Below are 14007 nucleotides of genomic sequence, written 5' to 3'. Positions count from 1 at the left end.
GTTGAAACGACGATGCGCCGGACGGGCCGGCGCATCGTCTTGCCACACTGCGGCAGCGCGCAGGCTTACTTGACGCCCACCAGCTTGACGTCGAACACCACGGCCTGGTTCGGGCCGATCGGCGACTGCGGCGTGTTGCCGTAGGCCTTTTCCGGCGGCAGCACCACTTCCCAGCGCGAGCCGGACGGCATCTGCACCAGCGCGTCGCGCAGGCCCGCCAGCGGGATCTCGCTGACCTTCAGGCTGGCCGGCGGCGGCGGGGTGGTCTGGCCCTGCTGCGGGCTGAAGGTATCGACGAAGGTGCGGCCATCGGCCAGCGAACCCTTGTACTGGATGGTCACGGTGCTGGCCTGGGTCGGCTTGGCGCCGCTGCCGGCTTCGACCACGCGGTACTGCACGCCACCCGGCAGGGACTGCACGCCGGCCTTGGCCTTGTTCTGCGCCAGGAAGGCGTCGGACTTGGTCTTGTTGGCGGCGGCGGCCTGGTCGAACGCGGCCTTGGCCTTGGCCATCTGGCGCGCTTCCATCTGCTGCACGGCGGTGCGCAGCTGGTCGACCGGAACCGAGGGTTCCTTCTTGGCGTAGCCTTCGTTCAAGGCCTTCTGCACGGTGGCCAGATCGACGGACTCGCCGCTTTCGATCAGGTTGCGGCCCAGGTCGTAGCCCAGCGCATAGCTCAGGGCATTGCGGTCGGGAGCGGGCGTGGAAGCCGGGGCGGTCGAGGTCTGTGCTGCGGCGGTGCCTGCGGCCAGAGTCATGGCCAGCACGCTGGCGGGAAGCAAACGCAACTTCATGTCTTACAAACCTCCGGGGTTCAAGGGTTGGGTCCAGCAAGCACTTGCGGCCCAAATGGACGCGCTAGGATAGCCCCCGCCGGACTTAACGGCCAGTGAGGCATGGACGCGATTGACCGGCCTGTCCGCGGGAAAGTTCCCGCTTCACCAATTTTTCACGAACAAGGCGTGTCGCATGGCTGAGAACTCCGTTTTGGTCGCCGATGAGGGCGCGGTGCGCCGCATCACCGTCAACCGCCCCGACAAGCTCAACGCGCTCGACGCCGACACCATCGCCGCACTGACCGAGGCCTTCCGTGCCGCCGACGCGGACCCGGGCGTGCGCGTGGTGGTGCTGACCGGCGCCGGGCCCAAGGCGTTCGTGGCCGGCGCCGATATCGCCGGCATGACCACGATGGATGCCATGGCCGGGCGCGACTTCGGCCTGCGCGGGCAGACCCTGATGCGCACCATCGAGACCCTGACCAAGCCGGTGATCGCGCGGGTCAACGGCTTCGCCCTCGGCGGCGGCCTGGAGCTGGCGATGGCCTGCCATCTGCGCATCGCCGCCGAGACCGCCAAGGTCGGCCAGCCGGAAATCAACCTGGGCCTGATCCCCGGCTTCGGCGGCACCCAGCGCCTGCTGCGCCTGGCCGGGCGCGCGGCCACGCTGGAGCTGTGCCTGCTGGGCGCGCCGATCAGCGCCGCGCGCGCCCTGGCGCTGGGCATCGTCAACGAGGTCGTACCGCCCGACGCGCTGGATGCGCGCGTGGATGCGCTGGCCGCGCAGCTGGCCAGCGCCGCGCCGCTGGCGCTGCGCGCGATCCTCGAGTCGGTCATCCATGGCGGCGAATGCGCGCTGGGCGAAGGCCTGCAGTTCGAGGGCGCGCAGTTCGGGCTGATGTTCGCCACCGCCGACATGCGCGAGGGCACCGCGGCCTTCGTCGAGAAGCGCAAGCCGCAGTTCTCGGGGCGCTGATGGGCATCGACGGACACGACTGCGCCCAGGTGCTGGCGCTGGCCGCGCTGCTGGCCGAGGACAGGCTCGATGCGGCGCTCGAGGCCGGGCTGATGGACGTGCCTGCGGACCCCGGGACCTGCGCGCACTGCGCCGCCGCGCTGGCGCAGGTGGCCGCGGCGCAGCAGCGCCTGCACGTCGCCTGGGCGGCCAGGGAGCGCTATCGCGCACGCGCCGCGCGTCTGGCCCGGCGTGCGGCCGAGCGCCAGGCGCGCCGGATCAAGCCCGCCGCCACGCCGAGCCCGCAGGCGCCCGCCCTGCCCCCTGCCGTGGCCGCCGCCCTGGCCCGGGCCAAGGCGCGCGCCGCCGGAACGCCGCGCACGTGAGCCCCGCTGCGACACGCCGCTCCCGCACGCTCACGCGCGCGGAGATCGCCGAGCTGTTCTCGCGCCTGGCCGAGCTCAATCCCAACCCGACCACCGAGCTGGAATACACCACGCCGTTCGAGCTGCTGATCGCGGTGATCCTGTCGGCGCAGGCCACCGACGTGGGCGTCAACAAGGCCACGCGCCGGCTCTACCCGGTGGCCAACACGCCGCAGGCGATCCTCGCGCTGGGCGAGGACGGCCTGAAGCGCTACATCTCCACCATCGGCCTGTTCAACGCCAAGGCCAAGAACGTCATCGCCACCTGCCGGATCCTGGTCGAGCAATACGAGGGGCAGGTGCCGCGCCAGCGCGAGGCGCTGGAGGCGCTGCCCGGCGTGGGCCGCAAGACGGCCAACGTGGTGCTCAACACGGCGTTCGGCGAATCGACGATGGCGGTGGACACGCATATCTTCCGCGTCGCCAACCGCACCGGCCTGGCGCCGGGCAGGAACGTGCGCGAAGTCGAGGACCGGCTGGTCAAGGTGATCCCGCCGCAGTATCTCTACAACGCGCACCACTGGCTGATCCTGCACGGCCGCTACGTGTGCAAGGCGCGCAAGCCGGACTGCCCGCAATGCGTGATCCGCGATCTGTGCCGGTTTCCGGACAAGACGGTTGAGCGGCAGGAGTGAGTGGTGGGACAAAGAGAGCGGCCGATCTGCCGCTCTCATGCACTCCTCTTTGCTCTTTCTCAAAGAGGTTCTTGCGACTGGCGGAGCGGACGGGACTCGAACCCGCGACCTGGCTCGGGAGTGCGACGCCTGCGCGTTCGGACTTCGGAAGGGCAGCGGGCCGGCGGGCGGCGTCCGCTTATCCCTCGGTCAGGGCATCCTGCCCTGACTTAAGGCGCTCGGCCTCCTGCCTCGCTAGGCGCGGTCACCGCCCGCCGGCCCGCTGCCGCGCGCTTTGTGTACGCAGGCTTCGGTTCGAAGCAGTCCTGATCTTTCCTCTCGCGGAGCGCCGGCGCGCTCTCTGTAGGCGCAACTGTCTCCTCAAATCTCGCAACGGCCTATGTGTAGAGCGGAGCTTGCTCCGCTGTGGCCTTTCCCACGAACTGAACGAAGAGCAGCGGAGCAAGCTCCGCTCTACAGGTGGGAGCTGCCCTTGTGGCCTTTTTGGTCAATTGCGGCGATGGGGCTTTCCCGGTGGAGCCTCATCGCCGCCATGGCGGCTCCCACCGAAGCACGAGGCGCGGGCAGGCTCTTCCCGTTCAATCGCCAGCGATGGAGGAACAACCGAGCCGAGGAGACGCGCCCGGCCGGGTCGAGGCTGGTGGCCGAAGTGGCGCTCACCGAGCTCATGCATTTCCGTAGAAACAAAAAAAAGCGGCGGAGCCTTCGCTCCGCCGCCGGATGACGTCGATCGAGGGGAAGTCGATCAGAACGACACGTCGCCCCACACGCCGAACTCGCTGGTCTTGGTGTCGATGTTGCGGTCGTTGTCGCGGTGCGTGTTCTTGTAGACGGTGGCCAGCTTGAAGCCCTTGGTCACCGGGAACTCGACGCCGAGGTTGTAGTAGGTCTCTTCCAGGTTCGGATCGACGTCCTTGCTCAGCTTGGCCTTGTCGTAACGGGCGAACAGATTGATGCCGCCATCGGTCAGCGCCACGTTGGCCCAGCCCGAGTAGCCATCGGCCTTGTCCTCGACCGTGTTGGTGACGGCCCAGTTCTTGGCCTGGAAGTACTCCACGCCGGCGCGGAACTTGGAGCCGGCGTAGGCGGCCATCGCGTCGAAGCGCTTGGCGGTCTGCGGCGGGTCGAAGTTCTGGGTTTCCTTGGCGCGCTCGCCGGTGTAGCCACCGATGGCGATGATCGTCTCCGGCGTCGGCGCGAAGCCCAGGCGGCCTTCCCAGTCCATGCCCTTGCTGCGGCCCGGATTGCGGTAGCCGCCGCCGCTGACCACCGAGGTGGCGTAGTTGAAGCCGGCGCCCAGGTCGCCGAAGGCGTGCACGCCCCAGTCGGCCGAGGTGCCATAGGACAGGCGGTCGATCAGCGTGTTCTCGACGTAGCGGTAGCCGTAGTACTTCTCCACGAACGGGACCCACGGCATGTCGGCCGCACCGACGCGCACGGTGAAGGCGTCGTCGAACTTGCCCTGCACATAGGCCTTCTTGATGAAGACCTCGACGCTGTCGGCGCGCTTGCCGTCGCCGTTGGCGCTGCCCGGGCCCGGGGTCACCGAGAAGTACTGCGCATCGGTGGTGATGTTGGCCGACCAGATGTCGTTGAACTTGTGGTCGAAGGTCAGGTAGAAGCGCTTGACGTCGAAGCCGGTGCCGGTCGAGTTGGTCTTCACGCCGTTGCTCTTCTGATCGACGCTGGTCAGGTCGAAGAAGATGCGGCCGCCGATCTTGTTGTCGTTGACCAGCTTGGACAGGCCGTCCACCTTGGTGGTGGTGGCGGCCGAGGCCTCGATGGCCTGCGCCTGGACGACGTTGACCTCGGACTGCGCGTCGGACTGGGCTTCCTGCTGGGCGACCTGGGTCTGCAGCTGCTGGATCTGCGACTGCATCGCGGCCAGCTGCGCCTTCAGCGCCTCGATCTCGGTCGCGGTCGCGGAGGTCGCGGCGACGGGCTTGGCCTTCTTGCTCGACTGGGCGTGGGCGTAGGGGCTCGACGCTAGGCCGAGGCCGGCGACGACGGCCACGGCAAGGATATGGGAACGCATGGTTCTCTCCGGGTGGTGGATGCGAGGGCTGTGCCCCTGGTGCTCCCCCGGGGCGACGGCGTGAAGATTCCGCTAAGCCCGTGACGCTCACGGGTCACTTTGATGACATTCGCAAGACAGCCGATCCGGAACCCCGTCACGGCGGGCGTGTCATCCGGGTGTCACGAATATTTCTTCAAAGCATCATCGAATCGTCCTGCAATGGCGCCCATCGCCGGCAATGCCGCCGGTGCACCACCCGTCAGGAGCTTCTTTCGTGACCCACCTTTCCAAGATCCGCGTGCTCGCGGGTGCTGTCGTCGCCACCCTGGCGCTGTCCGCCAACCCGGCCTCGGCGGCGGACATCACCGGCGCCGGCGCGTCCTTCATCTATCCGGTGGTGACCAAGTGGTCGGCCGACTACGCCACCGCCACCGGCAACAAGGTCAACTATCAGTCCATCGGTTCGGGCGGCGGCATCGCCCAGATCAAGGCCAATACGGTGGACTTCGGCTCTTCGGACAAGCCGCTGGATTCGGCCGAGCTGTCGGCCTCGGGTCTGGTGCAGTTCCCGTCGGTGATCGGCGGCGTGGTGCCGGTGTTCAACGTGGCCGGCGTCGCCCCGGGCGCGCTGAAGCTGGACGGCGCCACCCTGGCCAACATCTTCCTGGGCAAGATCGCCAAGTGGAACGACCCGGCGATCGCCGCGCTGAACCCGGGCCTGGCCCTGCCCGACCAGAAGATCACCATCGTCCATCGCTCCGACGGTTCGGGCACCAGCTTCAACTTCACCAACTACCTGTCCAAGGTCAGCCCGGAGTGGAAGTCCAAGATCGGCGAAGGCACCACCGTGCAGTGGCCGGCCGGCATCGGCGGCAAGGGCAACGAGGGCGTGGCCGCCTACGTCAAGCAGATCAAGGGCGGCGTGGGCTACGTCGAGTACGCCTATGCGCTGCAGAACAAGCTGGCCTATGCCTCGATGCGCAACTCGGCCGGCAAGTTCGTGCTGCCCAGCGATGAGACCTTCTCGGCTGCGGCCTCCAGCGCCGACTGGGCCAAGTCCAAGGACTTCAACCTGGTCATCACCAACGCGCCGGGCGCCGATGCGTGGCCGATCACCGCCACCAACTTCATCCTGATGCGCAAGTCGCCCAAGAGCACCGCCAGCGCCAAGGGCGCCAAGGACTTCTTCAAGTGGGTCTACGCCTCCGGCGACGCCCAGGCCAAGGCGCTGGACTACGTGCCGCTGCCCGACCCGCTGGTGCAGCAGATCCAGACCTACTGGTCGACCAACCTGAAGTACTGAGCCAGCGCGCGGCCTCCTGCGGCCGCATGACGTTCGATGACGCGGCCCTCTGTGGGCCGCGTTTTTTTTGCCGAGTGCAGGTCGGCGAACGTCACCTCGCCAACCGGCCTCGACTCGGCCGGGCGCGGCTGGTCCGCGCTCTAAGGCGGACTCGCAGCCGCGGACCATTCCTGGCCCGATCTCCGCGCGCCCGCCCGGGTCGAGGCTCTGCGAGCGTAAAGATCAGGACTTCTTTCCACCCGAAGGCGTGGGCAAGCGCTCTGCCCCCTCCCTTTCGCCACAGGCGAAGGGGAGGACCGGGGTGGGGTGCTTTTGCTTCTGCTTTGGTGGCTCTACCGGGAAAGCCCCAACCCCTCCCCATCCCTCCCCTGCGCTTCGCGCAAGGGAGGGGGCCTCAAGTCGATGATTTCCCGTCAATGATCGCGTTGTGCGCGAGGAAGGGTTCGAGCGCCTGCAAACCGAAGCCCTGTGACCTAACGCGTGCAGCAGCGGGCCGGCGGGCGGGGGCCGCGCCTAGCGAGGCAGGAGCCGAGCGCCCGAATCAGGGCAGGATGCCCTGATTGAGGGATCAGCGGCCCCCGCCCGCCGGACCGCTGCCCCTCCGAAGCCGCAACGCCCGTGCCCCGATCACGGCGTCATGACCCTGTAACAAAAGCATCATCCAATAGCGCCAAGCAGGCCGGATGCTCGTCTGCGCCCTCTTCGCTTCCCTGGAGTTGTCCATGCGTTTCAAGCCGGCCCGTGCGGCCCTGCTGTCCCTGTCCGTTGCCCTGGCCGTCGCGGCCTGCAGCAAGCCCGCCGACCAGGCCAACACCGCCGCCACGCCGGCCGCCGACGGCGCCACCCAGCCGGCCGCGGCCGCCAAGAATCCCAATGCCGCGCAGATCTCCGGCGCCGGCGCGTCCTTCATCTATCCGCTGGTGTCCAAGTGGTCGGCCGACTATGCGGCGGCCACCGGCAACCAGGTGAACTACCAGTCGATCGGCTCCGGCGGCGGCATTGCCCAGATCAAGGCCAAGACCGTGGACTTCGGCTCGTCGGACAAGCCGCTGTCCAGCGAAGAGCTGGCGCAGTCCGGCCTGGGCCAGTTCCCCTCGGCGATTGGAGGGGTGGTGCCGGTGGTCAACCTGGACGGCGTGGACGCCGGCAAGCTGCGCCTGACCGGCGAGCTGCTGGCCAACATCTTCCTGGGCAAGATCGCCAAGTGGAACGACCCGGCGCTCCAGGCCGCCAACCCCGACCTGAAGCTGCCCGACGCGAAGATCAACCTGGTGCACCGCTCCGACGGTTCGGGCACCAGCTTCAACTTCACCAACTACCTGTCCAAGGTCAGCCCGGAGTGGAAGTCCAAGGTCGGCGAAGGCACCTCGGTGCAGTGGCCCGACGGCGTGGGCGGCAAGGGCAACGAGGGCGTGGCCTCGTACGTGAAGCAGATCAAGAACTCGATCGGCTACGTCGAGCTGGCCTACGCCCTGCAGAGCAACATGCCCTACACCGCCATGCAGAACGCGGCCGGCCAGTGGGTGCAGCCGGATGCGGCCTCCTTCGCCGCCGCGGCCGAGAGCGCCGACTGGGCCAACGCCAAGGACTTCAACCTGGTGATCACCAATGCGCCGGGCGAGAAGGCCTGGCCGATCACCGCCACCAACTTCATGCTGATGCACAAGCAGTCGGCCGATGCCAAGCGCAATGCCGAGACGCTGGCGTTCTTCAAGTGGGCCTTCGAGCACGGGCAGGCGCAGGCGGCGGACCTGCACTACGTGCCGCTCCCGGCACCGCTGGTGCAGCAGATCGAGGCGTACTGGGCGGCGGAGTTCAAGTGACGCAATGGCGCGGCTGGGCCATAGGCCCGGCCGCCTTTGCCGCTGCCGGAGGCGGCATGCCGCCTCCATCCGCGCGAAAGCGGGGACCCGAGGACGTTGCGGTTGCAGTTGCGCTTGCTCCACACGCCTCACAGCCAAAGCAAAGTCCCTGGATTCCCGCGTTCGCGGGAATGACGAACTGAGAGATGGCTTGCCCGCCTTCGCGGGAATGACGAGTTGAAAGATTGCTTTGCGCTTCCGCGGCAATGACGAGTTGAAAGATCACTTGCCCCTCCGCGGCAATGACGAACTGAAAGATTGTGCGTTCACGCTTTCGCGGCGACACGCCGCGTCGCGTCTCCCGCCCCCATCCGAGCCCTCATCCTGCATGAACGCAGCAACGCTCCCCCTTCCCGACAGCAACTCGCGCGATGCGCGCGACGCGCGGGCCGATCGCCTGTTCCGCTGGGTGCTGGTCGGCACGGTGGTCTTCGTGCTGGTCGCGCTGGCCAGCGCCGCCCTGTCCATGCTCTGGGGCGGCCGCCACGTGCTGCTCGACCAGGGCTGGCACTTCATCACCTCCACCGACTGGAATCCGGTGGAGAACAAGTACGGCGCGCTGGCGCCGATCTACGGCACGCTGGTCACGGCGGTCATCGCCATGCTGATCGCCGTGCCGGTGAGCTTCGGCATCGCCTTCTTCCTGACCGAGGTGGCGCCGCGCTGGCTGCGCGGGCCGATCGGCACGGCCATCGAGCTGCTGGCCGGCATCCCCTCGATCATCTACGGCATGTGGGGCTTGTTCGTGCTGGTGCCGGTGATGACCGAATACGTCACGCCCTGGCTCAACGACACCCTCGGCACGCTGCCGGTGGTCGGTGTGCTGTTCCAGGGGCCGCCGCTGGGCATCGGCATCCTGACCGCCGGCTTCGTGCTGGCGATCATGGTCATCCCCTTCATCTCCTCGGTGATGCGCGAGGTCTTCCTGACCGTGCCCACGCGGCTGAAGGAATCGGCCTACGCGCTGGGCGCGACCAAGTGGGAGGTGAGCTGGGACATCGTGCTGCCCTACACGCGCTCGGCGGTGATCGGCGGCATCTTCCTGGGGTTGGGCCGTGCGCTGGGCGAGACCATGGCCGTGGCCTTCGTGGTCGGCAACAGCGTGAGCCTGTCGGCCTCGCTGCTGATGCCGGGCACTACCATCGCCGCGCTGATCGCCAACGACTTCGGTGAGGCCACCGAAACCTATCGCTCGGCGCTGCTGCTGCTGGGCTTCATCCTGTTCATCGTGACCTTCGCGGTGCTGGCCGTCGCGCGCTTCATGCTGATGCAGCTGGCCCGTCGGGAGGGCAACTGATGTCCAGCGCCGCCATCTATGCCCGTCGCCGCGTGGTCAACGCGGTGGCGATCTTCGTCTCCTGCATCACCGCGCTGTTCGGCCTGGCCTTCCTGGCCTGGATCCTGTGGACGCTGGTGGCCAAGGGCATCGCCGGGGTCAACCTGGACCTGTTCACCCAGAACACGCCGCCGCCGATGCAGGAAGGCGGCCTGCGCAACGCCTTCTTCGGCAGCGCGGTGATGTGCGTACTGGCGATCGCGATCGGCGCACCGCTGGGCGTGCTGGCCGGCACCTGGCTGGCCGAGTACGGCAATGCGCGCAAGGCCGGCACGGTCGTGCGCTTCGTCAACGACATCCTGCTGTCGGCGCCGTCGATCGTGCTGGGCCTGTTCGTGTACGCGATGGTGGTGTCGGTGATCGGCTTCTCGGCGCTGGCCGGCGCGATCTCGCTGGCCTTCATCGTGCTGCCGGTGGTGGTGCGCACCACCGACGAGATGCTGCGCCTGGTGCCGGCGCAGATGCGGGAGGCCGCGCTGTCGCTGGGCATCCCGCAGTGGAAGGTGATCATGCAGGTGCTCTACCGCAGCGCCTCGGCCGGCATCGTCACCGGCATCCTGCTGGCGCTGGCGCGCATCTCCGGCGAGACCGCGCCGCTGCTGTTCACCGCCTTCGGCAACCAGTTCTGGAGCACCAACATCTTCCGCCCGATGGCCTCGGTGCCGGTGGTGATGAACCAGTTCGCCGGCAGCCCCTACGAAACCTGGCAGACCCTGGCCTGGGCCGGCGCGCTGGTCCTGACGGTGTTCGTGCTGCTTGTCAGCCTCGGCGCGCGCTTCTTCCTGCTGCGCAACCGGATCTCCAATGACTGATCTCTCGATGGATCCCACCATGAATGATGTGCAGCACGCCTCGCCCTCCCCGCGCCTGACCCCGGTCACCACCGACCGCGGTGCGCTGCCGCCGGCCGAGGTCAAGCTCGAGGCCCGCGGCCTGGATTTCTATTACGGCAACTTCCATGCGCTGAAGGGCATCAACCTGCAGATCCCGGAGAAGCGCGTGACCGCGCTGATCGGCCCCTCGGGCTGCGGCAAGTCCACGCTGCTGCGCATCTTCAACCGCATCTATGCGCTCTATCCCAAGCTGCGCGCCACCGGCGAGGTGCTGCTGGACGGCGAGGACATCCTCTCGCCCAAGTACCCGATGAACCGCCTGCGCAGCAAGGTCGGCATGGTGTTCCAGAAGCCGGTGCCGTTCCCGATGACCATCTTCGAGAACGTGGCCTACGGCATCCGCCACCACGAGAAGCTGTCCAGGGCCGACATGAACGACCGCGTCGAGCAGGCCCTGCGCCAGGGCGCGTTGTGGGACGAGGTGAAGGACAAGCTGGGCCAGAGCGCGCTCGGCCTGTCCGGCGGCCAGCAGCAGCGCCTGTGCATCGCCCGCGCCGTGGCGCTGCGTCCCAGCGTGCTGCTGCTGGACGAGCCGACCTCGGCGCTGGACCCGATCTCCACCAGCCGCATCGAGCAGCTGGTCGAAGAGCTCAAGCAGGACTACACCATCGCCATCGTCACCCACAACATGCAGCAGGCCGCGCGCGTGAGCGACTACACCGCCTTCATGTATCTGGGCGATCTGATCGAACACGATGCCACCTCGATCATCTTCTCGCGTCCGTCCAAGCAGCAGACCGAGGACTACATCACCGGCAGGTTCGGATGAGGGGTTGAGGAGCGAACAGGAGCGAGGAATGAGAAACAGCAAGATCCGCTCTTCCACGCCTCACCGCTCACGCTTACCTCCTCTCCACTCGCTTTCCGCCTGAAGCTCCACATTCCTCTCCACTCATTTCCCGCGCCCATGAACAACTTCCCGCACGACCACATCGTCAAGAGCTACGACGAGGAGCAGCGCCGCATCGCGGCCGAGATCCTGCACATGGGCGAGATCGCCGTGGCCCAGCTGGAAGCGGCGCTGGACGTGGTCGAGCGCCGCGACGACCGCGCCGCCGAACGCATCATCGCCAACGACGAGGCCATCGACACGCTGGAGGACAAGGTCAGCCACGACGTCATGCAGCTGGCCCTGCGCGGGCCGATGGCGCGCGATCTGCGCGTGATCCTGGCCGCGCTGCGCATTCCCAACGACATTGAGCGCATCGGCGACTACGCTTCCAACGTGGCCAAGCGCTCGATGGCGCTGAACATGCTGCCGCCGGTGCCGCACGCCACGGGCCTGCGCTCGCTGGGCCAGCTGGCCGCCGAGCTGGTGCGCGACGCCATGGCCGCCTACCGGGATCAGGACGCGCAGCTGGCGCTGGAAGTGCGCGACCGCGACGCCGAGCTGGACGCGATGTATACCTCGCTGTTCCGCGAGCTGCTGACCTACATGATGGAAGACGCGCGCAACATCACCCCGTGCACGCATCTGCTGTTCATGGCCAAGAACCTCGAGCGCATCGGCGACCACGCCACCAACATCGCCGAGAACGTGTGGTTCTTGGTGCAGGGCGATCATCCGCTGCCGCCGCGCGACAAGCGCGACGAGACTTCGACCACCAATCTGACCTGACGGACCGGCCGGCCGCGCGCCGCGCGCGGTGGCCGGGCATCAGGACCTCGCGCACCGCGCGGGCGCCGTAGCGCACCGCCTCCTCCCTCCGTTGTGTCGCACTTTTCAGCGCGCATCCCAGGATCCGACCGAGCGCGGTCGCGCCCCTGCTCGCCTTCAGCGGCGAGGCGGCGCAAGTCTCCACGGATTCAAGCGAGCGAGGTCGCCCGCCCGACGAGCCGCCAGCCAGTCTGGGGCCGTCTGCTAGGCTTTCGCGATGCAAGACGCCTCCGCCCCCGCCTCCCCCGCCCCCTCGTTCACACCCATGGCGCGCCGTTTCCGCGGCTTCCTGCCGGTGGTGGTGGACGTGGAGACCGGCGGCTTCGACTGGAACCGCCACGCGCTGCTGGAGATCGCCGCCGTGCCCCTGGACCTGGATGAGGCCGGCCGCTTCGTGCTGGGCGACACCGCCTGCGTGCATCTGGAGCCGGCGCCGGGGCTGGAGATCGATCCCAAGTCGCTGGAGGTCACCGGCATCGTGCTCGACCATCCCTTCCGCCTGGCCAAGCCCGAGAAGGAAGCGCTGGACCACATCTTCGCGCCGGTACGGGCGGCGGTGAAGAAGCACAACTGCCAGCGCGCGATCCTGGTCGGGCACAACGCGCATTTCGACCTGCACTTCCTCAACGCCGCGGTGGCGCGCACCCAGCACAAGCGCAATCCGTTCCACCCCTTCAGCGTGTTCGACACGGTCACCCTGGGCGGGCTGGCCTACGGGCAGACGGTGCTGGCGCGCGCGGTGCAGGCGGCCGGCATGCACTGGAACGCCGACGAGGCGCATTCGGCCGTCTACGACGTCGAGCAGACCGCGCGGCTGTTCTGCAACATCGCCAACCAGTGGCCGCGGACGCAATCCGCGTCCGAATAATGACGCGCGCCGACCCGCCGCCGGCTGACGCCTCGCTGCAGCCGCTCATCGATGTGCTGGACGCGTTGATCCAGGTGCTCGAACAGGACGGCGATACCCACTGGAGCGCGTGGATGCGGCGCGCGAAGTCCCGCCTGGCGCAAGGCGATGATCGCGGCGCGGACGACCTGCTCGGCGCCTACGGCGGCATGGGATCGTTCAACGACCTGATCCTCGGCCAGTCGTACCAGGACGGACGCTTTGCCTGGAAAACGGGCTACGCCGAACTCAACGAGCGGTTGGACGACTTGCGTGGCCGCGCCTGGGAGCTGGCGCAACAGATCCGGCGGCGGCGCGCCTGAGCCCCTAGTCCGGCAGCGGCGCCGCCGGCGGCGGGGTCCGGGCGCCCAGCGTGGCGCCGGCCGAGGCCACGATCACCGCGGCGATCGCCAGCCACTGCAGGCCCGACAGGCGCTCGTGCAGGAACGCCAGTCCGCACAGGGCGCCGATGGCCGGCTCCAGGCTCATCAGCATGCCGAAGGTGCGCGTGGGCAGGCGGGTGAGCGCCATCATCTCCAGCGAGTACGGCAGTGCCATCGACAGCACCGCCACGCCCAGCGCCGCCGGCAGCAGCGCTGGCGCCAGCAGCGCGCTGCCGGCGTGAATCACGCCCCAGGGCACGGCCACCATCGCGGCGATGGACGAGCCCAGCGCGACCATGCGCGGGCCATGCCCGGCGCCGGCCTTCTGCCCGAAGACGATGTACAGCGCCCAGCACACGCCGGCACCGACCGCGCAGGCCACGCCGAATGGATCCAGCGCGGCGTCGCGGCCCGGCCACGGCACCAGCAGCACCAGGCCGAGCGCCGCCAGCAGCGCCCACACCAGATCCAGGGCGCGGCGCGAGCCCAGCAGCGCCAGCGCCAGCGGCCCGGTGAACTCCAGCGCCACCGCCAAGCCCAGCGGCACGGTCTGCAGGGCGAGATAGAACAAGGTATTCATCGTGCCCAGCGACACGCCATAGCCGATCAGCATCTTCCACGGCAGCGCGCGCCAGGGCAGCGTCCAGGGGCGGAAGGCGATCCACAGCAGCACCGTGCCGAAGCCGAGCCGCAGCGCGGTCGCGCCGGTGGCGCCGACCACCGGGAACAGCGTCTTGGCCAGGCTCGCGCCGGCCTGGATGGACACCATCGAGGCCAGCAACAGCAGCACCGGGAACAGCACCGAGGACTTCAGCGAGGGGGACGAAGCGGACACGAAGAGCCTGCAGTGGATGAGCGCGAGGCTGCGCACTATATTGC

The 14007-nt window shown here is 68.2% G+C and carries 14 protein-coding genes; 11 read left to right on the top strand and 3 right to left on the bottom strand.

Annotation, left to right across the window (positions count from 1 at the left end; all coding sequences use genetic code 11):
- Positions 1–65: 65 nt before the first annotated feature.
- Positions 66–794: an FKBP-type peptidyl-prolyl cis-trans isomerase N-terminal domain-containing protein gene (locus MWN52_RS07230; RefSeq protein ID WP_130519139.1), complete on the bottom strand. Its 729-nt coding sequence runs from the start codon at positions 792–794 to the stop codon at positions 66–68.
- Between the two features lie 175 nt (positions 795–969).
- Here MWN52_RS07230 and MWN52_RS07225 point away from each other — a divergent pair, with 175 nt between their 5' ends.
- The 3 genes from MWN52_RS07225 to nth are packed head-to-tail and all read left to right on the top strand — an operon-like array spanning position 970 to position 2791.
- Positions 970–1752, top strand: coding sequence for an enoyl-CoA hydratase/isomerase family protein (locus MWN52_RS07225; RefSeq protein ID WP_286577253.1), 783 nt, complete (start codon positions 970–972; stop codon positions 1750–1752).
- Entirely contained in the window at positions 1752–2117 is a 366-nt protein-coding gene (locus MWN52_RS07220; protein ID WP_286577251.1) for a hypothetical protein, read from the top strand. Before MWN52_RS07225 ends, MWN52_RS07220 begins: the two co-directional genes overlap by 1 nt.
- Entirely contained in the window at positions 2114–2791 is a 678-nt protein-coding gene (gene nth, locus MWN52_RS07215; protein ID WP_130534790.1) for an endonuclease III, read from the top strand. Before MWN52_RS07220 ends, nth begins: the two co-directional genes overlap by 4 nt.
- 745 nt (positions 2792–3536) lie before the next feature.
- Here the strand turns inward: nth and MWN52_RS07210 are convergent.
- Positions 3537–4826, bottom strand: a complete 1290-nt coding sequence (locus MWN52_RS07210) for a porin (protein ID WP_286577248.1) — start codon at positions 4824–4826, stop codon at positions 3537–3539.
- A 220-nt stretch (positions 4827–5046) separates the two neighbouring features.
- Between MWN52_RS07210 and pstS (MWN52_RS07205) the strand changes: the two genes are divergently transcribed.
- From pstS (MWN52_RS07205) to MWN52_RS07170, 8 genes are all read left to right on the top strand, one after another.
- Positions 5047–6111, top strand: a complete 1065-nt coding sequence (gene pstS / locus MWN52_RS07205) for a phosphate ABC transporter substrate-binding protein PstS (RefSeq protein WP_130523635.1) — start codon at positions 5047–5049, stop codon at positions 6109–6111.
- Between the two features lie 722 nt (positions 6112–6833).
- Positions 6834–7934: a phosphate ABC transporter substrate-binding protein PstS gene (gene pstS, locus MWN52_RS07200; RefSeq protein WP_130529427.1), complete on the top strand. Its 1101-nt coding sequence runs from the start codon at positions 6834–6836 to the stop codon at positions 7932–7934.
- 367 nt (positions 7935–8301) lie between these two features.
- Positions 8302–9270, top strand: a complete 969-nt coding sequence (pstC, locus tag MWN52_RS07195; RefSeq protein WP_130534791.1) for a phosphate ABC transporter permease subunit PstC — start codon at positions 8302–8304, stop codon at positions 9268–9270.
- A complete protein-coding gene (gene pstA / locus MWN52_RS07190; protein ID WP_130519155.1) occupies positions 9270–10121 on the top strand; it encodes a phosphate ABC transporter permease PstA in 852 nt (283 codons plus the stop codon). Before pstC ends, pstA begins: the two co-directional genes overlap by 1 nt.
- A 19-nt stretch (positions 10122–10140) precedes the next feature.
- Positions 10141–10971, top strand: a complete 831-nt coding sequence (pstB, locus tag MWN52_RS07185) for a phosphate ABC transporter ATP-binding protein PstB (protein ID WP_286577244.1) — start codon at positions 10141–10143, stop codon at positions 10969–10971.
- A 138-nt stretch (positions 10972–11109) separates the two neighbouring features.
- Positions 11110–11820 carry a phosphate signaling complex protein PhoU gene (gene phoU, locus MWN52_RS07180; RefSeq protein WP_131660079.1) on the top strand — a complete coding sequence of 237 codons (711 nt, stop codon included), beginning with the start codon at positions 11110–11112 and terminating at the stop codon, positions 11818–11820.
- Between the two features lie 256 nt (positions 11821–12076).
- Positions 12077–12727, top strand: a complete 651-nt coding sequence (gene rnt, locus MWN52_RS07175) for a ribonuclease T (protein ID WP_286577242.1) — start codon at positions 12077–12079, stop codon at positions 12725–12727.
- Complete coding sequence (locus MWN52_RS07170; protein ID WP_286577241.1) at positions 12727–13068, top strand: DUF6966 domain-containing protein; 342 nt, start codon at positions 12727–12729, stop codon at positions 13066–13068. Before rnt ends, MWN52_RS07170 begins: the two co-directional genes overlap by 1 nt.
- 4 nt (positions 13069–13072) lie before the next feature.
- Here MWN52_RS07170 and rhtA read toward each other — a convergent pair whose 3' ends face one another.
- A complete protein-coding gene (rhtA, locus tag MWN52_RS07165; protein WP_130529417.1) occupies positions 13073–13963 on the bottom strand; it encodes a threonine/homoserine exporter RhtA in 891 nt (296 codons plus the stop codon).
- Between the last annotated feature and the right edge of the window lie 44 nt (positions 13964–14007).

Origin of the sequence: Pseudoxanthomonas winnipegensis, assembly GCF_030322905.1 — a bacterium.
In the GTDB taxonomy this organism is placed as follows: Bacteria; Pseudomonadota; Gammaproteobacteria; order Xanthomonadales; family Xanthomonadaceae; genus Pseudoxanthomonas_A; species Pseudoxanthomonas_A winnipegensis.
The sequence above is the reverse complement of the archived record's forward strand: the minus strand, read 5'-3'. Positions and strand labels throughout refer to the sequence as shown.

Coding starts and splice junctions, on each gene's coding strand:
- MWN52_RS07230 (WP_130519139.1), bottom strand. CDS start 794: ATGAAGTTGCGTTTGCTTCCCGCCAGCGTGCTGGCCATGACTCTGGCC.
- MWN52_RS07225 (WP_286577253.1), top strand. CDS start 970: ATGGCTGAGAACTCCGTTTTGGTCGCCGATGAGGGCGCGGTGCGCCGC.
- MWN52_RS07220 (WP_286577251.1), top strand. CDS start 1,752: ATGGGCATCGACGGACACGACTGCGCCCAGGTGCTGGCGCTGGCCGCG.
- MWN52_RS07210 (WP_286577248.1), bottom strand. CDS start 4,826: ATGCGTTCCCATATCCTTGCCGTGGCCGTCGTCGCCGGCCTCGGCCTA.
- pstS (WP_130523635.1), top strand. CDS start 5,047: ATGCCGCCGGTGCACCACCCGTCAGGAGCTTCTTTCGTGACCCACCTT.
- pstS (WP_130529427.1), top strand. CDS start 6,834: ATGCGTTTCAAGCCGGCCCGTGCGGCCCTGCTGTCCCTGTCCGTTGCC.
- pstC (WP_130534791.1), top strand. CDS start 8,302: ATGAACGCAGCAACGCTCCCCCTTCCCGACAGCAACTCGCGCGATGCG.
- pstA (WP_130519155.1), top strand. CDS start 9,270: ATGTCCAGCGCCGCCATCTATGCCCGTCGCCGCGTGGTCAACGCGGTG.
- pstB (WP_286577244.1), top strand. CDS start 10,141: ATGAATGATGTGCAGCACGCCTCGCCCTCCCCGCGCCTGACCCCGGTC.
- phoU (WP_131660079.1), top strand. CDS start 11,110: ATGAACAACTTCCCGCACGACCACATCGTCAAGAGCTACGACGAGGAG.
- rnt (WP_286577242.1), top strand. CDS start 12,077: ATGCAAGACGCCTCCGCCCCCGCCTCCCCCGCCCCCTCGTTCACACCC.
- MWN52_RS07170 (WP_286577241.1), top strand. CDS start 12,727: ATGACGCGCGCCGACCCGCCGCCGGCTGACGCCTCGCTGCAGCCGCTC.